Origin of the sequence: Pedobacter westerhofensis, assembly GCF_900182595.1 — a bacterium.
Taxonomy (GTDB): Bacteria; Bacteroidota; Bacteroidia; order Sphingobacteriales; family Sphingobacteriaceae; genus Pedobacter; species Pedobacter westerhofensis.
In genome coordinates this window covers 360,318-379,724 of the sequence record NZ_FXTN01000001.1, presented here as the reverse complement: position 1 = coordinate 379,724, position 19,407 = coordinate 360,318, and the positions used below count along the sequence as shown (strand labels likewise).

The 19,407-nt window shown below is 45.9% G+C and carries 13 protein-coding genes; 8 read left to right on the top strand and 5 right to left on the bottom strand.

What is annotated here, in order from left to right:
* From zwf to FN831_RS01485, 4 genes are all read right to left on the bottom strand, one after another.
* Positions 1-1,515 carry a glucose-6-phosphate dehydrogenase gene (gene zwf, locus FN831_RS01500; RefSeq protein WP_142526418.1) on the bottom strand — a complete coding sequence of 505 codons (1,515 nt, stop codon included), beginning with the start codon at positions 1,513-1,515 and terminating at the stop codon, positions 1-3.
* 7 nt (positions 1,516-1,522) lie between these two features.
* Positions 1,523-2,941: an NADP-dependent phosphogluconate dehydrogenase gene (gene gndA / locus FN831_RS01495; RefSeq protein WP_142526417.1), complete on the bottom strand. Its 1,419-nt coding sequence runs from the start codon at positions 2,939-2,941 to the stop codon at positions 1,523-1,525.
* Positions 2,931-3,707, bottom strand: a complete 777-nt coding sequence (locus tag FN831_RS01490) for an ROK family protein (RefSeq protein ID WP_142526416.1) — start codon at positions 3,705-3,707, stop codon at positions 2,931-2,933. The genes gndA and FN831_RS01490 overlap by 11 nt, the downstream gene beginning before the upstream one ends.
* 318 nt (positions 3,708-4,025) lie before the next feature.
* Positions 4,026-6,392 (bottom strand): M1 family metallopeptidase, encoded by a 2,367-nt coding sequence (locus tag FN831_RS01485; protein ID WP_221931235.1) that lies wholly within the window; start codon positions 6,390-6,392, stop codon positions 4,026-4,028.
* Between the two features lie 68 nt (positions 6,393-6,460).
* Between FN831_RS01485 and FN831_RS01480 the strand changes: the two genes are divergently transcribed.
* The 4 genes from FN831_RS01480 (at position 6,461) to FN831_RS01465 (ending at position 10,823) form a co-directional block, all read left to right on the top strand.
* Positions 6,461-6,994, top strand: a complete 534-nt coding sequence (locus tag FN831_RS01480) for a DUF6702 family protein (RefSeq protein WP_142526415.1) — start codon at positions 6,461-6,463, stop codon at positions 6,992-6,994.
* A 37-nt stretch (positions 6,995-7,031) separates the two neighbouring features.
* Positions 7,032-8,204, top strand: coding sequence for a mannonate dehydratase (gene uxuA / locus FN831_RS01475; protein ID WP_246101287.1), 1,173 nt, complete (start codon positions 7,032-7,034; stop codon positions 8,202-8,204).
* A 102-nt stretch (positions 8,205-8,306) separates the two neighbouring features.
* A complete protein-coding gene (locus FN831_RS01470) occupies positions 8,307-9,869 on the top strand; it encodes a sodium:solute symporter (protein ID WP_142526414.1) in 1,563 nt (520 codons plus the stop codon).
* A gap of 33 nt (positions 9,870-9,902) precedes the next feature.
* Positions 9,903-10,823 (top strand): dihydrodipicolinate synthase family protein, encoded by a 921-nt coding sequence (locus FN831_RS01465; RefSeq protein WP_142526413.1) that lies wholly within the window; start codon positions 9,903-9,905, stop codon positions 10,821-10,823.
* Here the strand turns inward: FN831_RS01465 and FN831_RS01460 are convergent.
* On the bottom strand, positions 10,820-11,689 hold the full coding sequence (locus FN831_RS01460) for an AraC family transcriptional regulator (protein ID WP_142526412.1): 870 nt from the start codon (positions 11,687-11,689) through the stop codon (positions 10,820-10,822). The two genes, FN831_RS01465 and FN831_RS01460, sit on opposite strands and share 4 nt — an antisense overlap.
* A 168-nt stretch (positions 11,690-11,857) precedes the next feature.
* On the opposite strand from FN831_RS01460, the gene FN831_RS01455 reads away from it, so the two are divergent.
* The 4 genes from FN831_RS01455 (at position 11,858) to FN831_RS01440 (ending at position 19,322) form a co-directional block, all read left to right on the top strand.
* Positions 11,858-12,469 (top strand): DUF3826 domain-containing protein, encoded by a 612-nt coding sequence (locus FN831_RS01455; RefSeq protein ID WP_142526411.1) that lies wholly within the window; start codon positions 11,858-11,860, stop codon positions 12,467-12,469.
* 86 nt (positions 12,470-12,555) lie between these two features.
* Positions 12,556-15,804 carry a SusC/RagA family TonB-linked outer membrane protein gene (locus FN831_RS01450; RefSeq protein WP_142526410.1) on the top strand — a complete coding sequence of 1,083 codons (3,249 nt, stop codon included), beginning with the start codon at positions 12,556-12,558 and terminating at the stop codon, positions 15,802-15,804.
* 10 nt (positions 15,805-15,814) lie between these two features.
* Complete coding sequence (locus FN831_RS01445; RefSeq protein ID WP_221931233.1) at positions 15,815-17,635, top strand: RagB/SusD family nutrient uptake outer membrane protein; 1,821 nt, start codon at positions 15,815-15,817, stop codon at positions 17,633-17,635.
* Between the two features lie 37 nt (positions 17,636-17,672).
* Positions 17,673-19,322 (top strand): pectate lyase family protein, encoded by a 1,650-nt coding sequence (locus FN831_RS01440; RefSeq protein WP_142526408.1) that lies wholly within the window; start codon positions 17,673-17,675, stop codon positions 19,320-19,322.
* The last annotated feature ends 85 nt before the right edge of the window (positions 19,323-19,407 follow it).

The following is a 19,407-nucleotide window of genomic DNA, read 5'->3' as shown; positions in this document are numbered from 1 at the left end:
TTAATCCTTGTTTTTTAAAGGTAGTGTAAACCAGTGGAAACCATCCCTTGCAATCAGCGCTTCGGCATCTTCAGGGCCCCATGAATCTGCAGGGTAATTAGGGAAGCTCAGTGAAGTTTTGCTTTCCCAGGCGTTGATCACCGGCATTAACAATTCCCATGCACTTTCTACCTGGTCTGCACGCATAAACTGTGTCTGATCAGCGATCATTACATCCAGCAACAATGTTTCATAAGCTTCCGGAGCCTGAGCATTGTACGTGCCTTTGTAATCAAAAACCATATCCACCGGATTAAGCACCATATCCAGTCCCGGTCTTTTCGCCTGTACCTGTAAACGGATACTCATTTCAGGCTGGATACTGATGATCAGCCTGTTTTGCTGCCAGTGTTCTGTTACGCCTGCAGGAAATACCTGGTGAGGTACATCTTTAAACTGTATCGTAATCAGTGATGAAGTCTGGAATAATCTCTTTCCTGTACGAACATAGAAAGGAATTCCCTGCCAGCGCCAGTTGTCTACAAAGAATTTAGCGGCAGCAAAAGTTTCTGTATTCGATGCAGGATCTACATCTTTTTCAGTTCTGTAGCCCGGAACTTCTTTACCTTCTACCCATCCTTTTGAATACTGCCCGCGGACAGTGCTCAGGCGGATATCTTCAGGAGAGAAAGGACGGATCGATTTGAGCACGTCTACCTTTTTATTCCTGATCTCATCAGCATCAAAGTTGATTGGTGTTTCCATTCCGATCAGGCATAACAACTGCAGGATGTGGTTCTGGATCATATCTCTCAGTGCACCCGAGCCATCATAGTAACCGCCACGGTCGCCCACACCCAGCTGCTCCGTTACAGAGATCTGTACATGGTCGATATAGGTACGGTTCCAGAGCGGTTCCAGGAATGAGTTTGCAAAGCGAAAAGCCATGATGTTCTGAACAGTTTCCTTGCCCAGGTAATGGTCAATTCTGTAGATTTGCTTTTCAGTAAAGATGCCGGTAAGTAACTTATTCAGCTCTTTAGCGGTTTCAAGATCATGTCCAAATGGTTTCTCGATAACAATACGGCAATTGTCTTCATTTCCTACCAGGTCATAGGTAGCGAGGCATTGCGCAATTAGCGGAAACAGGTTTGGAGCTACTGCCAGATAATAGATTACCTGTGTTTTCGGCCCAAAGTCTGTCCTTAATTTTTCAATATTTTCTTTGAGTACGGCAAAGGTTTCAGGTGCAGATACATCTACCGAATTGTAATATACATTTTTGGCAAATTCGTCCCATTTTTCCTTTTTTACTTTTCCTGAGCGGGAGAAAGAGTTCACCCCGTCCATGATCGTAGTACGGAAATCCTCATCCGTCAATTTTTTTCTTGCTGTCCCAATAATAGCATATTCCTTAGACATAAAGCCATCAGAATATAAATTGTATATCGCTGGCGCAAGTTTGCGCAAATTAAGGTCACCAGTACCGCCAAAGATGACAAATATGGTTGGGTTGAGGCATTTACTTGTTTTCATCTTTTGATTATTTAGCATTTATAGGATTCCAGATCGCATGGAAAGTTCCCTCAGCATCTGTACGTTCAAATCTGTGTGCGCCAAAGAAATCTCTTTGTGCCTGAATTAAGTTAGAAGGCATTCTTTCTGTCCTCAGTGAATCGAAATAAGTAAGAGCAGAAGCAAAAGCAGGAATAGCTAAACCGCTTTGCAGTGCATGTGACACTACTGATCTCATTCCCGGCAGGATTTCTTTCATTTTCTCCTGAACGCCGGCATCAGCATACAAATGCTCCAGATCAGGTTGTTTTTTGTAAGCCTGGTAAATATCTTCAAGGAATTCGGCCCTGATGATACAGCCACCACGCCAGATCTGTGCGATCTCGTGCAATTGCAGCTCATACTCATAAGAGATAGATGCCTGCCATAACAGGTGAAGGCCCTGTGCATATGAAGTGATCACCGAGAAATATAAAGCCTGCTCTAATTCAATTATAAACTGTTCTTTATTTTCTGCCAGGGTGTTGTGTTCGCCAAAAGCTTTTGATAAAGCTACACGCAGTGATTTGTATTTTGACAGATCCCTGGTGCTTACGGCTTCGTTGATGGTAGGGATAGGCAATTGCAGGTCCATAGAAACCTGTGAAGTCCATTTTCCGGTACCTTTTGATTTTGCTTCGTCCTTGATCATATCCAGCAGGAAATTGCCGGTCTGATCATCTTTCACCTTGAAAATATCTCTTGTAACCTCCAGAAGGAAAGACTGCAGGCGTCCGTTGTTCCATTTTTCAAAAACACTGTAGATTTCTTCGTTAGAATAGTCCAGTGCATTTTTCATGATGTCATAACTTTCAGCCAGTAACTGCATCATTGAATATTCAATTCCGTTATGCACCATTTTCACAAAGTGGCCTGAAGCTCCGGGACCAATATAAGCCACACATGGATCTCCGTTCACTTTAGCCGAAACAGCTTCAAGGATTTCCTTCATGTTGCCGTATGCCGTTTTGTCGCCGCCCGGCATGATGCTCGGTCCGAAACGTGCACCTTCTTCTCCGCCTGAGATTCCCATTCCAAAGAAATGGATGCCGAGGTCAGAAAGTTCTATGGCCCTTCTGCTGGTATCTGTAAAGTGTGAATTACCGCTGTCAATGATCATATCACCTTTTTCAAGCAAGGGCTGCAATTCTTTGATTACGCTGTCTACGATTGGACCTGCAGGTACCAGAAGCATAATTCTTCTTGGCAATTCCAGGCTTGCTACGAAATCTTCTAAAGAGGAATAAGCTGTCAGACTGTGCTTGGCACCGTCTTCCTTCAGTTTCTCGATCATTTTTGGGTCTTTGTCGTAACCAGTAACGGCGAAGCCGTTGTCAGCCATGTTCAACAATAAATTTCGCCCCATTGTACCGAGGCCTATCATTCCTAAAGTGTATTTACTTTCCATTTGATGAATTTAATTTTGGATAGGTTGTGAAAACGTGATATTTTTCCTTGGCGGCCCATAATTTGGCACCACCTTTTATTCCATCCCTGTTTGAGACAATGTGTATATTATGATCTAATTCAAAATCTATTTGCTTGGCATTACCGCCGCCAAGATAAAGCGTATCGTAGTTAAAAACCGTCTTGTAAATCTGGATCACGCGCTGAACACGTTCGTTCCAGTCTTTTTTTCCTTCCTTGATGTAGGCCCTGTCACCAACATAGTCGTCGTAATCCTTGTTTTTGGTTACAGGAAGGTGTGACAGTTCCAGGTGGGGCAGCAGCTCGCCGTCAAAAGTAAGCGCTGTGCCAAAGCCTGTGCCCAGGGTAAGCACGATCTCGAAGCCTGTGCCGCTGATGATGCCCAATGCCTGCTGATCGGCATCATTGATCAGCCTTACGGGTTTCTGCAGCAGGTCGCTCACCTGTTGTGCCAGTGGAAAACCGGCCCATTTATTCTTTGCCAGGTTAGGCGCCGTTTCTACGATACCGCATTTTACATAACCGGGAAAGCCCATGGCAACTTTGCCGTAGGGAGCCATAGGGGCAACAAGTTCGTTTATTACACTGATTACGGCTTCAGGGGTAGAGTGTTTTGGCGTAGGGAGCTTTGTGTATTCGGAGAATAAATCACCTTTTTCTGTTAAGATACAAGCCTTGATACTTGTTCCGCCTATATCAATTGATAGGATATTGGTGCTTTCTTCTTTTTTTGCTACGCTTGACATGTTTTGTTTTTTATGAGCATTACTTCAAATATATGACGGTTCAAAATAACAAATTTTCAGCCATATAACCCCCCGTATCTCATTCAATTTGTCCAAATGTACATCTGAATAAATGAAAAGTGGAATAATGGAGTTCTGAGGGGCAATATCGGGGTTAATTTGATATCTGGATGACTTTATAAACATTTACAAATCACTAAGAGGTGCTGTGATATATCAATTTAGCATACAAATGAGTGTAGCCCCCTAAAATAAAAAAAGAGGATGCGGCACCTGGTGCTACATCCTCTTCTCTTAAATTATATAATTTGTTATAAATTATTTAGTTGTTTTAGCATTCTGCATTGGATTGCCGCCGGCAGACTGTCCGCGGATCACATTGTTTTTCTGTTTGAACAACTGGAACTTACTGGCCTGTGCTTTACCGCCCCAGGTGTTGTTGCTTTCGTCGATATCAGCCGTTTCGCGCATCGGGTCAAGTTTAATGGAAGCAACTTCTTTATCCTGAACATAAAATTTGGTTACGTGCTGCTCATTATGCCTCCAGATTTGCGCAGGTATCCTGTCGATAGCCCTGGTTCCGTCAGTATAGGTAAACTCAACAATGATCGGCATCACCAGTCCGCCCTTATTGCTGAATGACAATTCATAAAAGAATTTGTTGGCATATTTTGACTGGTCTTCTGATGATAAAGTTTCATACGGGGCTTTGATCTCCTGTTTACGCTCTGTATCATCATATTTCTCTATTCCACGGTCATATCTCCAGTAGAAATCCTGTGTAGCCTTATCCTTATCCGTATAGAACTGGATGTTTTTATCATCCCTGTTCCTCACCTTTGATATATCATCAAAAGCATTTACCAGTGGCGGATCCATTTTAGTCATTTTCACCTTAGATGCAGGAACTTTAGAATCTACATCTGCCTTAGCATATTTTACAGCATCCAGAGAGATATCGCAGGGGTCAGTGCTGTAGAACCAGCCTCTCCAGAACCAGTCCAGATCCTCACCGCTGGCGTCTTCCAGTGTCCTGAAAAGATCCGCAGGAGTAGGGTGTCTGAAGGCCCATCTTCTCGCATATTCTTTAAATGCATAGTCGAACAGCTCGCGGCCCATGATCGTTTCCCTGAGAATGTTCAGTCCTACAGCCGGTTTTGCATAGGCATTAGGGCCAAAGCGCTCGATGTTCTCAGAGTTGGTCATGATCGGCTCCAGCTCATCCTTGGGCAGTTTCATATAGTCCACAATAGAGTATGCAGCGCCTCTTTTTGTAGGGAATTTATTGTCCCAGAGTTCTTCTGTCAGGTATTCTACAAAAGAGTTTAAGCCCTCGTCCATCCAGGTCCACTGGCGTTCGTCGCTGTTCACGATCATCGGGAAGAAGTTATGGCCCACCTCGTGGATAATTACGCCCAGCATCCCGTTTTTTGAAGTCTCTGTATAAGTTCCGTCTTTTTCCGTCCGTCCGTAGTTAAAACAGATCATCGGGTATTCCATTCCGTTTGAGGCTTCGATACTTTGCGCTACAGGATAGGGGTAAGGAATGGTAAAATGTGAATACGTTTTAATCGTATGTGCTACAGCCTTGGTAGAGTAATTCCTGTACAGGTTATAGGCTTCTTTACCATAAAAACTCATACACATGACCGTTTTGCCTTCAATCTTCTGGCCCATGGCGTCCCAGATGAATTTTCTTGAAGAAGTCCAGGCAAAGTCGCGCACATTATTGGCCTGGAACACCCAGGTTTTTGTGGCCTTGCTTTTTTCGGTTTCAGCCTTTTTTGCCTCATCCAGCGTTACAATTTCTACAGGCTCGGACGATGTTTTTGCCTGGTTATATTTTGCAAGAGCAGCTGGGGATAGTACTGCGCTGTAGTTGATACATTCTCCCGTTGAACCTACAACGTGGTCAGCAGGAACTGTCATCTGTACCTTAAAGTTTCCAAAGGTCAGGGCAAACTCGCCCCTGCCTGTAAACTGATGATTTTGCCAGCCCTGGAAATCGCTGTATACGCATAAACGGGGATACCACTGCGCCATTGTAAACAGGTAATTGCCGTCCTCAGGGAAGTATTCATAACCTCCGCGACCCCCTTCTTTTAAGCGGTCTGTGATCTGGTATTTCCAGTTTACGTTAAAAATGAACTGCTGACCAGCTTTTAATGGTACTGGCATCTCTACACGCATCATGGTCTTGTTCACTGTATATTTCAACTCTTTGCCGAGCGCATCAGTGATTTTTAATATTTTGACCCCGTTACCATTATCCGTATCACTGATCACAGCTCTGTCGATAGAATTGGTTGTCGCAATCTCAGGAAGAGTAGTGCTGCTTTGGTAACCTGCATTCTTCAGGTTATTATGTTCATTTTCATCCAGCTGTAACCAGATATAGGTAAGCACATCAGGTGAGTTATTAAAATACGTCACCTTTTCAGCACCGGTAAGCAGCTGGCTTTGCTCGTCAAGACTGCACTTGATGTCGTAATCAGCGCGCTGCTGCCAGTATTTTACACCCGGCGCCCCGCTTGCCGTTCTTTGTTCATTCGGGGTAGTCAGAATAGTTCCTAACTGCTCAAACTTATTTCCGTGATTGCTCCCGGGATTGTTCTGGATGTTTTGAGCGTAAGAAAACTGCATGGCGGAGCCCAGCAGCATTAAGATAGGGAGAGCTTTATTCATTTGAAACTTTTTTTATTGCAACTCTAAATTTAAAACGTTTTTTTGTACTGAAAAAATAAATGATCATTATGATGCCATTCTTACACCAATCTCTATTAATTTGTTACTTAATTCTCGGGGCTGTAAAACCATCAGGCCCTATTCTGGAAGAAAGTGCAGGCAGGCATCCTTTACATCTGAGTTCCACAGAACTGAATTGCAACCCCAAAACTAATACGGTAGAAATCAGCTGCCGGATCTTTACAGATGACTTTGAAGACCTGCTGGCAAAAAACTATAAAGTGAAGCCCGATCTCTCCTCTGCTGCAAGACATAAAGAGATGGAAGTGCTGGTGGGCAGGTACATGGCCTCGCATCTGAGTATCGCTGCAAACGGAAGGCCTTTACGCCTCAGCTATATGGGCTTTGAAAATGATAAGGAGGCAGTAATCATTTACCTGGAATCGGCCAGAGTTACCGGCCTCCGCAAGATGGAAACTACCAGTACGGTGCTTTACGACCTTTTTGACGACCAGATCAACATCTTTCACGTCACCTTTAACGGCAACAGAAAGAGCTCCAAACTAACTTATCCTGAAAACAAGTTGCTATCTTCTTTTTAATCCTTAAATTCCCGTCCTCAAATTAGTATAGAGCCGTATGAACAAATTAGTACAAACCATGCGCTGGTATGGTCCCAATGATCCCGTTAGTTTATCTGATATTTTACAAGCCGGTTGCAGCGGCGTTGTTTCTGCGCTGCACCAGGTTCCAAATGGGAAAGTATGGAGCGTTGAAGATATTAAAAACCACCAGCAGCTGATCAGCGATGCCGGCCTGGAATGGTCGGTAGTAGAAAGCCTGCCGGTTCATGAGGATATCAAAGTGCGGAAAGGCAGTTATGCACATTACATAGATAACTATAAAGTCTCCCTGGCAAATTTAGCCAGCTGCGGCATCACTGTGATCACGTATAACTTTATGCCTGTGCTGGACTGGACCAGGACGCATCTCGACTATAAATTACCAAATGGTGCAGAAGCCCTGTTATTTAATAAAGCGGCACTGGTTGCCTTTGATGTATTCATACTTAAACGCAGCGGGGCTGCCGCTGAATACACTGCTGAAGAACTGCAGCGTGGAGAGCTCTACTTTAAAGGGCTTACCGACAGTGAAAAACTGAAAATAGAACGTAATATCATTGCCGGATTGCCGGGAAGCGAGGAGAGCTTTGGGCTGGCAGAATTCCTGAATGCACTTGCGGCGTACGACGGAATTGATGAAGAACAGTTATTTGCCAACCTCACTACATTCCTCGCAGAGGTGATGCCGGTAGCCGAAGCAAATGGAATAAAGATGGTGATCCATCCGGATGATCCGCCTTATGCCATATTTGGTTTGCCGCGGATTGTAAGTACTGCCGCCCAGCTGGAAAAGCTGTTTACCAAAGTGCCATCCCTGTCTAACGGGCTGTGCTATTGCACAGGTTCCCTGGGCGTAAGGGCAGACAACGATCTGGTCGCGATCCTGGAACAATTTAAAGACAGGGTCAATTTTGTGCACCTGCGCAGCACAAAGAGAAATGAATTTGGCGACTTCTTTGAAGATAACCATCTTGAAGGCGATGTGGATATGTTTGCTGTAGTACAAAAACTTGTGGAGATCCAGCAGGAGCGGAAGCTGAGCATTCCTATGCGCCCGGATCACGGGCACAGGATGCTGGACGACCTGAAGAAAAAAGTAAACCCGGGATATTCTGGTATCGGAAGGCTCAAAGGGCTGGCAGAACTGCGCGGACTGGAACAGGCGATCCTGAGAATGTCTGCGAAGTAAAAACTGCCTCAGGGCAAAATCATATAACATGAAGAGAAAATGATATAAGGAAAGATGTGCCCGGCCGGATAGATTTGCAATGCGTTGTTTAAAATGCCAAATATGAAAAGTTTACCTGTATTGGATCTGGCAGTGATTGTGATTTATTTGATCAGTATGATCCTGGTGGGATTCTATTTTTCAAGAAAGAACAGGAACTCTGATCAGTTTACCAAAGCTGCAGGTGCTATACCCGGCTGGGCCATCGGACTTTCTATCTATGCTACATTTCTCAGTAGCAATACCTTTCTGGGTGTTCCGGGAAAGGCCTTTGGCAGCAACTGGAACAACTTTGTCTTTAGCCTGGCTATGCCTCTGGCAGCCTGGATCGCCTCTAAATATTTTGTACCTTTTTACAGAAGGACGGGGGAGGTGTCGGCCTATACCCACCTGGAGAAAAGGTTTGGGCCATGGGCGCGCACTTACGCCGTAGCCTGTTTCCTGCTCACGCAGCTGGCCCGCATGGGCTCTATTTTTTTTGGAATTGCATTGAGCCTTCAGGCACTTACAGGATACAGCATGCAGTCGATCATGGTTGTTGTAGGCACCTGTATCATTATCTATACCGTACTTGGAGGAATCGAGGCAGTGATCTGGACAGAAGTGGTGCAGGCTATCGTGAAAACACTGGGGGCCTTTCTGATCCTCTATCTGATTGTGAAGAACATACCCGGCGGAGCCGGCAGGATCATCGAAATTGGAAAAGCCGATCACAAGTTTAGCCTGGGCAGCCTCTCTCCAAATCTGAAGGAATCTACCTTCTGGGTGGTCCTCTTTTATGGTTTCTTTATCAACCTCAATAATTTCGGTATCGATCAGAATTATGTACAGCGGTACCATACGGCGACAAATTCCAGGCAGGCATCGCGCTCGCTCTGGATCTGTGTAGCCTGCTATGTTCCGGTATCCTTCCTGTTTTTTATGATAGGATCTTCGCTTTATGCCTATTACCAGGTAAACCCGGAGCTGATCGCAAGTGTAAAACACCAGGCAGCGCTGGAGCGCCTGCCGCTGCATGCCAGTGCAACCATGGTAAAAGCAACGATGGATGCCCTGCTGCCCTCAGATTATGGGGACAAGATCATGCCGCATTTTATGGTTACCGAAATCCCGACAGGCCTCGTGGGACTGATTATCTCCGCTATCATGTCGGCCGCAATGAGTACCATCAGCTCGGGAATGAACGCTTCTGCCACAGTATTTTCTATAGATATCTACAAAAGATACATTAACCCCGAAATGAATGAGCAGCAGCTGATGCGTTTATTGTACATCACCACCGCGGTCTTCGGGCTGATGGGCATGGCCACCGGCATTCTGATGATCGGGATCAAAAGTATCCTGGATATCTGGTGGCAGTTATCGGGCATATTCTCAGGCGGGATGCTCGGATTGTTCCTGCTGGGCATGATCAGCAGGAGAACCGGAAACGCCGAGGCACTGACGGCCACCTGCATAGGCGTGCTGGTCATTTTGTGGATGACCTTTTCTGCCGCCCTGCCAGAAGATTACGGTTTTTTAAGAAACATGCTGCACAGCAATATGATTGTGGTAACCGGCACACTGACGATATTTTTATCAGGATTAATCCTCAGCGCTTTCAGGGGGAGAATGGCAACTGAATAGTTTTATTTAACCAATATATCAGAGAACAATACAATGGAAAAATCAGAAAAAGGTTTTATCCCGGTCATGCTTACGCCTTTTAGTGACGATGGAAAAATAGACTATTACGCATTGGAGCAGCTAACTGCGCATTATCTGGGGGCCGGGGTAAAGGGTTTGTTTGCCAACTGCCTTTCGAGCGAGATGTTTGAGCTCAGCAACGAGGAGCGGATTTCGCTTACGGCGAAAGTGGTGGAAATTGCAGATGGTACTGTTCCAGTGGTGGCTACGGGTACTTTTGGCGGGTCCATTACGCAGCAGGCAGAGTTTGTTAAAAGGATTTATGATACCGGTATCGATGCAGTGATCCTCATCACCAGCCTCATCGCGGAGGAAAACGATGCCGCGGAAGTGTTTGATGAAAAAGTGATGCAACTGCTGGATCTTACGCCCTCCGTTCCTGTCGGTTTTTACGAATGCCCCCTGCCTTTCAAAAGATTGCTTACCGCGGAGCAGCTGGGAACTTTTGTTGCTACCGGCAGAGTTACCTACCATAAAGATACAAGCCTGGATATTCAGCAGGTAAAAGCGAAACTTGTGGCAACTCAGCGTGAGGGATTTGGTTTGTATGATGCGTATATGGTACATGCCCTGGCCTCGCTCAGGGCCGGTTCTGCCGGGCTTTCCTGCATCCAGGGCAATTTCTTCCCTGAACTGATCGTCTGGCTCTGCGAAAATTACAATAACCCTGCCCTGGAAGAAGATCTTGCGGCCCTGCAGGAATTTCTGATCCTGCATATGGATGTCATGCATGATGTGTATCCCTATGCTGCAAAATATGCACTGCAGAAACAGGGATTGAACATTTCTACCTATACCCGCAGGGATGTAGGCCATTTTTCTTCTGCCAATGCAAAAGGTATTGAACAGCTATACGCTGATTACAGCAGGCTGCAGCAGCGTATAGGCATTTAATTTAGTAAATACTTCCGTTTATAATCCATGGGGGTCATTCCGGCGATCTTTTTAAAGTGCCTGTAAAAATTGGATACATTGTTAAACCCACAGTCAAAACAGATCACCTCGGTAGGGATTTTATCTTCTACCAGCAGCCGGCAGGCATGGCTGATACGGATTTCGATCAGGAAGTCGTAATACGTTTTTTTGGTCATCAGTTTGAAATACCGGCAGAATGAAGTAATGCTCAGGTGGCTGATCGAAGATATTTCTTCCAGGCTGATCTCTTTTTTGTAATTTGTTAGTGTATAGGAATAGATCTTGTTCAAACGGATCGTATCCGATTCATTGGACCTGTAGAAGGCATAAGCCGAAGTGATCGGTTCATACTCATCAGTTTCTGCCAGCAGGTTGAGGATGGAAAGAAAAAGGATCAGCTTTTCCATCTGCGAGGCAACTGTTGCCTGTTTCATCAGGACCGCCAACTTATCTCTTGTTTCACCGGAGATCACCATTCCTTTTTTTGCTTTTTCAAATAGTTTGGGGATCAGATAGGCTTCCGGTAAATTGAAGAGCTCTCTCCCGAGGCAGTCGGGCAGAAACTGTATCACGATCGCTTCTACCTCCAATTCATTTGAATTCAGGTAATATTCGTCGCTGCACCTGAACGTATGGGGCAGGTTTTCTCCCAGTAGAATAATCTCTCCTGAAGAAAAATTGCTGATGTTGTCTCCAATAAATCTCACCCCTTCGCCGCGGACTACATAATGCAGCTCAAGTTCAGGGTGGTAATGCCATATCTTGCCGAAATTAGATTCAATATTGTGTTTGATCCCGAAGGAACTTTGAATATTGATCGGGACTTTATGAAAGAGTGGTTTCATATCCTGCTCATTAGTTTACTCGAATTATATTTGGTTTTTAGCGTGTTAAGCTCCGCAATAATACAAAATGTGAAGATAACATGATATAAAAAGTTGATAATAATTGGTAACAATCATGTGAGAGTATTGTACATATTTGTGTGGATATATACCATGTTATCATTTGATATGAACCAAATACAAACCTTTTTGCTGATTGCCGGCATTGCTGTAAGCTCATTTTCTGCATCTGCACAAACGCAGGGACAATCAGCTGCCTATCATCAGATGATCGATGGCCGGGCCTGGAAGATTGTACACAAACTCAACCTTCCGGATACCAATGCAGCCCGCAAAGTAAGTACTCTGGTTGCACGTCATTATGAAGACCTGAATCAGATCTATACCCGCAGAGACAGCGCTAAACTCAGTCCCGCTCTCGCGGATTCTGCTGTAAACCAGCTACATCAACCTTTTTTAAATCAACTGTCTACCTATCTTAACCCAGGTCAGGTAGAGCAGATCAAAGATGGTCTTACCTATGGAGTGCTCCCTATTACCTATGCAGCCTACCAGGATATGCTTCCTCAACTAACTGATCCCCAGAAAAAACAGATCATGATCTGGCTCACCGAAGCACGCGAAAAAGCAATGGATGCAGAATCATCCGAAAAAAAGCATGGCTGGTTTAAAAAATATAAAGGAAGAATAAATAATTACCTCTCTGCCGCCGGGATTGATATGAAAAAGGAAGGTGAGGCGTGGCAGGAGCGGATTAAAGCACGTGCCCCGAAAACCTGAAAGTTAGGATATTCATTTAAGATAATAAAAGCTACTCCATGAGTATAGCTTTCCCAAAAATGCCAAATATAAATTAAGTATAACATATGAAGTCACATTTACAAACGCAAAATTATTTGGGTAAATGGCCGAAAATCGCCTGCACCCATTTAATCATCGCTTTGACTTTAACGGGCTCTGCTGCTTTTGCAGAAGATTCGCCGAAGGAATCAACTAAAGCGTTAAAGGTAATGTCTTCCAGGAAAAATATCACTGGAACGGTAAAAGATGCGCAGGGCAAACCCCTGCCGGGGGTTGTCGTCAAAATAAAAGGAACAAATACCGCAACATCCACAGATACCCAGGGTGTATTCCGCCTCAATCTGCCGGTTGGCAACGAAACCCTGGTCATCAGCTACCTTGGATATAAAACCCAGGAAATTGCAGTGAACGGCCAGAGCCAGATCCAGGTACAGCTGCTGGAATCATCCTCAGACCTTACAGAAGTGGTGGTAGTGGGTTATGGAACCCAGGAGAGAAAACACCTCACCGGTTCTATCGCTACCATTGATGTAAAGGCTATTGAAGATATTCCTGTGGGTAGCTTGACCGCTGCATTGCGGGGACAGATCCCGGGAGTAGGTATCTCAGGTGGTTATGCCCGGCCGGGCGATAATGCCGTGCTTACGGTAAGGAACCCCACATTTGCAGTTAAGGATGGCGGAAGAACCGAACCATTGTATATTATCGATGATATCTTCAGGACTTCGGATGATTTCAATACCCTCGATGCTTCGGAAGTAGAGAACATCTCCATCCTGAAAGATGCTGCCGCGGCAATCTATGGTATCCAGGGATCAAACGGGGTGGTGGTCGTAAGAACAAAACGCGGTAAGGCAGGCGCACCGCGTATCAATTACGGTGTCTCCGTAGGTGCTGCAGATGCTACCATGCTGCCAAAGGTGATGACCGGAATTGAGCAGGCTACCTATCTCAACGATATCACCCGTGCTTCTAAAAATTATGTGGCCGATGGCAACAGCGGTTATCTGGCAGATGCCGCCTGGTACTCACCCGATGAACTGGAGTATTTTAAAAATAACAGTACCGATTGGCTTAAAAAAGCCTGGCAGACTGCTTATACCGTTCGCCATACGCTCAATGTGAGCGGCGGTAGTGAAAGGGCAACCTACTTTGCTGGGGCTTCCTATATTGATCAGAGTTCAAACTTTGATGGGATCAATACCAAAAAATGGACCTTCAGGGCCAGTTCTGATGTGAAATTGAACAAAGGCCTCACACTAGGATTTTCACTGAGCGGCGACCTGAGCAAGAATGAAAGGTTCTGGTTTAAGCAGGGATCTGAAAGTGCGGATAATGATGTAAGATCACTGATCGGTACGCCGCAGTTTACACCATATTATGTGAACGGCCTGCCGGTGCTGCTCACCACAGGAAATACCGGAACAATCGACGGAACGCATTTCTTTGAGGTGCAGCGGCTCAATAACTTTACCGATACGCGCTCCAACGGTTTGAACGTACAGGCTACCTTAAATTATGAAGTCCCTTTTATCAAAGGACTGAAAGCGGGATTAAACTACAGTAAAAACCTTGACAATACCTTCGGCAAGCAGTTTGGTACCCGGTATAATGTGTATCAGTTCAGCATGCTGGGCGATAAAAAACACATCTATGGCGGCGACGTGATCAAGACTGTTAGCATCACCAATGGCGACAAGGTAAGGATCAGTCCTTCCTATCGCGACAGCTATCAATTAAACGGAACCCTGAATTATGCGCGTAAGTTTGGCAAGCATGAAATCTCTGTTCTGGGTGTATATGAACAGGTAGAAAGTGAAAGTGATCTGGTGAACGCTTCCAGGGAAGGTGTATTGCTCGGCGGCCTGCCCAACCAGCAGTATGCTACAGGAACAAATTTATCTGATGAAACGCAAACTGAATTTGGCCGCCTGGCCTGGGCTGCCAGGGTAAACTATAGCTATGCCGATAAATACCTGGCAGAGTTTTCTTACCGGGGCGACGCCAGTGTTTACTTTGCCCCGGGCAACAGATGGGGATATTTCCCTTCGCTGTCATTAGGCTGGGTTATCTCTGAGGAGCCCTTCTTTAAGAACAATGTTAAAGTTGTGGATTATCTGAAGTTCCGCGCGTCGGTAGGTTTGCTGGGAATAGACAACACGAAGAACTTTCAGTACAACAGGAATTTCTCCCTCTCTACAGGAAAGGGCGCTGTATTTGGCGGCAACTCAGACCGCCCCCTGTCCATCAATCCTAACATCGCCCTGGCAAACAGCAATGCGAAATGGGATGATGATACCAAATACAATATCGGTATTGATGCCCAGTTTCTCAAAAGCAGGCTGTCTTTCACCGCTGACGGCTTCCTGGATCACAGGTATAACCAGCTGACTACGCTGAGCTCCTCGGTTTCATTGCTGATTGGTGCTGCAATCCCGACTGAGAATTTCGGTATCGCCAATAACTTCGGATATGAACTGTCCCTGGCCTGGAAAGATAAAATCGGTAAGAACTGGGGTTACAATGTAAACACTTTCCTTTCCTGGAGCGACAACAAACTGATCCGCCTTGACCAGCCGGTGGGCAATATCGGCACTTTCCTTGATAACGCAGGATTATCCAGTGACAGGGGTATCCTCGGCTATAAAAGTTTAGGTATTTTTAAAACCCAGGCAGAAGTAGACGACTTCCTGGCCAAAAATCCAAACTATAAGGCGTTTGGTGAGGTGCCCAAACCAGGTATGATCAAGTACCAGGATATCAGAGGGCCAAAGGATGCCAATGGTAACTTCACGGCACCAGATGGGGTAATCACAGAAAATGTAGATTACGAATACCTTACGCCCAAATCCAGCAACCACTATGGCCTTGGCTTTAACTTCGGCGGAAACTACAAAACAATCAGCCTCTCTGTAGTGATGGGCCTTTCATGGGGAGGACAGTCTACTATTGAAAGTGCTGCCGTCAAAAGGGGTACCGCAACTTCCAACAGGCCTGATTTCTGGGCCGATCACTGGACACCGGAAAATACGGATGCCAGATATCCTAACCCGTACTATAACAACAATTACGACCGGACAACGGATTTCTGGTTCGTGAACTCCTTTACCTTCAGAATGACAAATTTCAATATTTCATACGGGCTGCCTGAACAATGGGCCACAAAGGCAGGACTAAAATCAGCGAAGGTATTTATCGTGGGCACTAACCCGATCAATTTTTATAACCCTTACGGATACAAAGACAATACCAGTGCCTTTGATGTCTATCCGCAGCTAAGGACGTTCTCACTCGGTTTAAATATTGGTTTATAACATGAAAAAGATGAAACTGAACATAAACTTACTCATCGCCTTATGCAGCATCGCTGCGCTGGCAAGCTGTAAAAAAGTACTGGACAAAGGTGATCTTGGCAGTATCCCTACCGATCTGGTGTACAATGACTCTACTCTGGTGAACCTCAATGTAGGTTATATCTATGACCAGAACCTGCCCAGCTGGGGCGGCAACTCGGGGGTAAATACACTCACTGCCGTAACGGCCGGGGGCACGCTCACAGATGAATCCTATGGGGAGAGTAAATTCCTTGAAGGAACGCTGACAGAAAGTGATGTTACTGATTTTGGAACTACACTGAACGCCACCAACAACTATGGCAAGATCCGCACCATCAATATGATGATGACCGATGTAGATGGCGGAACCCTGCCACTGGCTACCAAAAACAGGTTGAAAGCGCAGGTATATTTCTTCAGGGCATGGAGGTATTTTGAGCTGGTGCGTACCTACGGGGGCGTTCCCCTGGTGCTTACTCCGCTTGATGGTGTTGGACAGGAGGCTAAAGATCTGGCCCTGCTGCCAAGAAATACGACTTCGGAGTGTATCAAACAGATCACGAGCGACCTGGATACGGCGATCAAATATCTTCCGGGCAGATGGCCGGGCTCTGCCGACTGGGGCAGGATTACCCGCGGGGCTGCTGCTGCGCTCAAAGGAAGGGTACTGCTGACCTATGCAAGTCCGCAGTTTAATCCTGACGATCTTCAGGACCGCTGGCAGGCTGCGTACAATGCCAACGTACAGGCCCGCGATCTTTTAACCGCTGCAGGCTTTGGACTCAATGCTTCATACGGAGATATGTGGTTTACGGAAGTGAACAATCCCGAAGCCGTGATGATCACGGGCTTTAATACGGCAACAGGTGATCAGACCAAAAAGAATAACGGTTATGATAACGCCACCAGGCCATCTTACACAGGTACCGCCGGAGGATCCAATCAACCTTCATGGGATCTGGTAAAATCATACCCAATGAAAGACGGTAAAAGACCTGGTACCTCAACGGTGTACACTTATGCTGACCAGACATTTTATAAAAACAGGGACCCGAGGTTCGACCAGACAATCGGCTATAACGGTTCTCTGTATCCTATCAACAACAATACTACCTACCGCCTGTGGACTTACTTTGCCGGAGGTAAAACCACAGAAGTAAAAGCTTCGAATACAGGTTTCTATACCCGCAAGGCGGTTAATCCAACTGTACTTACCAGCGATGTGCAGTTTTCGGGCACCGACTGGATGGAGATCCGTTACGCAGAGGTACTGCTCAATCTCGGAGAAAGTGCCGTGGGCATTAACAGAACAGGTACTGCAGACGAAGGTTATGCCAGTATTATTGCTGTCAGAAAAAGAGCAGGTATCGAAGCGGGGAGCAATGGTCTGTACGGACTAACCGCCGGTATGAGCAGGGCAGATCTTTTTACTGCATTCCTCTATGAAAGACAGATTGAATTTGCCTTTGAAGGCAAACGTTTCTGGGACCTCAGGCGCTGGAAGAAATTTGAAAGTACCATTAACGGTATCAAGAGGAGGGGCGTAATCATCAACCTTAAAGTGGGCGCAGGAATACCTACGGCAACTCAGTTTGCTGATCCCAATAACGCTAATTACCGTGATAAGGTAAACCTTGATGTGGCCTATGCCAACTACTTTACCGTAGAATTCAAAGACCTGGATACACGCTACAGCCCTAACTGGAAACCGGCATACTATTTCTTTGGTATACCAAACTCCAGCATTGCCAACAATCCTAAAATTACACAAAATAATACCTGGGGCGGACCATTTGATCCATTAAAGTAAGGCGCCTCCCCGATCATCCACAGTAAAATATACAAACATGAAACGAACCTTGCCATTTTTATTCGCAGCCGCTCTACTGACGTTCTCAAACAGTACCTACGCACAGTATCCGGATATCCCGAAAGATATCCAGGAACAAAGCAATGCATTGATGAAAGAAACCCTCAGGTTATCTGATATTGCATGGCTGAAAGCTGTTCCTGAAATCGAAAAAGAATCTAAGGAAGGTAAGCCTTATATCCCCTGGGCAGCACGCCCCACGGATCTTCCGCAATCACCATTGCTGGCTTTTCCCGGCGCTGAAGGTGGCGGTGCACATTCTTTTGGCGGCAGGGGCGGCAGGGTGATCGTGGTAAGCTCGCTGGCAGACAGTGGCCCCGGAACATTGCGGGAAGCCTGTGAACAGGGCGGCGCCAGGATCGTGGTCTTCAATGTATCAGGGATCATCAAAATTAACAGTCCTCTGATCATCAGGGCACCCTATATCACTATTGCCGGGCAGACCGCTCCGGGCGATGGGGTCTGTGTAGCCGGTGAGAGCGTCTGGATCAATACCCATGATGTGATTGTGCGCTTTATGCGTTTCCGCAGGGGCGAAACCAATGTGGGCCGCAGGGACGATGCCATTGGCGGCAACCCGGTGGGAAATATTATGATCGACCATGTTTCTGCAAGCTGGGGACTGGACGAGAACATGTCGATGTACAGGCATATGTTCAATGACAGTACCGGTAAAGCAGAACAGAAACTGGGAACGGTAAATATCACCATACAGAACTCTATCTTCTCTGAAGCACTGGATACCTGGAACCATGCCTTTGGCAGTACGCTGGGCGGTGAGAACTGTACTTTTATGCGTAACCTCTGGGCAGATAATGCCGGCAGGAACCCTTCTATCGGATGGAACGGTATCTTCAATTTCGCAAACAACGTGGTGTTCAACTGGTACAACCGCTCAACTGACGGCGGGGATTATACAGCATTATACAACATCATCAACAATTATTACCAGCCCGGGCCAATTACCCCCAAAGATGAGCCGATCAGGTACCGTATCCTGAAACCTGAGTCTGGCCGCAGCAAACTGAAATATGTAGTTTTCGGACGTGCCCATGTTGAAGGCAATATTGTTGAAGGCAATGAAAAGGTAACAAAAAATAACTGGGACGGCGGAATACAGATTGAAGGAAAAGACGGCAAGGTATTCGAAGAAGCTGAGGCTGAAAAGTATTTTGCCGCCATGCGCGTAAAAGACCGCTTGCCTATGCCTGCAGTAACGATTATACCGACTATGGAAGCGCGTACCTATGTGCTGGCCAATGCCGGGGCAACGCTGCCGCTGAGGGATCCGGTAGATACACGGGTGATTGAGCAGGTGAAAACCGGGAAGATCAATGCAAAAGATGGCGTAAAACTGCCTGAGACCAATTTCAAGCACCGCCGTATGCCGGTAGATTCCTATACAATGGGCATCATTACAGATATCAGCCAGGTTGGCGGTTATCCCGCATACAAGGGCACGCCTTATAAGGATACCGATAAAGACGGTATGCCTGATGCCTATGAAATTAAAAATGGCTTAAACCCGAAAAATGCCGCTGATGCATCGGCGATTACAAAATCAGGTTATGCAAACATAGAGGTCTACCTCAACAGCGTTGTGCCACTGAAGATTGTAAAGCCATAAAGATATTATTTGGTTACAGTGTGAATGGGGGGCGCCGCTTGGACACGGTGTCCCCTTTATTGATTGTAACATAAATGACAAGTAC

Coding starts and splice junctions, on each gene's coding strand:
- zwf (WP_142526418.1), bottom strand. CDS start 1,515: ATGAAAACAAGTAAATGCCTCAACCCAACCATATTTGTCATCTTTGGC.
- gndA (WP_142526417.1), bottom strand. CDS start 2,941: ATGGAAAGTAAATACACTTTAGGAATGATAGGCCTCGGTACAATGGGG.
- FN831_RS01490 (WP_142526416.1), bottom strand. CDS start 3,707: ATGTCAAGCGTAGCAAAAAAAGAAGAAAGCACCAATATCCTATCAATT.
- FN831_RS01485 (WP_221931235.1), bottom strand. CDS start 6,392: ATGAATAAAGCTCTCCCTATCTTAATGCTGCTGGGCTCCGCCATGCAG.
- FN831_RS01480 (WP_142526415.1), top strand. CDS start 6,461: ATGATGCCATTCTTACACCAATCTCTATTAATTTGTTACTTAATTCTC.
- uxuA (WP_246101287.1), top strand. CDS start 7,032: ATGAACAAATTAGTACAAACCATGCGCTGGTATGGTCCCAATGATCCC.
- FN831_RS01470 (WP_142526414.1), top strand. CDS start 8,307: ATGAAAAGTTTACCTGTATTGGATCTGGCAGTGATTGTGATTTATTTG.
- FN831_RS01465 (WP_142526413.1), top strand. CDS start 9,903: ATGGAAAAATCAGAAAAAGGTTTTATCCCGGTCATGCTTACGCCTTTT.
- FN831_RS01460 (WP_142526412.1), bottom strand. CDS start 11,689: ATGAAACCACTCTTTCATAAAGTCCCGATCAATATTCAAAGTTCCTTC.
- FN831_RS01455 (WP_142526411.1), top strand. CDS start 11,858: ATGAACCAAATACAAACCTTTTTGCTGATTGCCGGCATTGCTGTAAGC.
- FN831_RS01450 (WP_142526410.1), top strand. CDS start 12,556: ATGAAGTCACATTTACAAACGCAAAATTATTTGGGTAAATGGCCGAAA.
- FN831_RS01445 (WP_221931233.1), top strand. CDS start 15,815: ATGAAACTGAACATAAACTTACTCATCGCCTTATGCAGCATCGCTGCG.
- FN831_RS01440 (WP_142526408.1), top strand. CDS start 17,673: ATGAAACGAACCTTGCCATTTTTATTCGCAGCCGCTCTACTGACGTTC.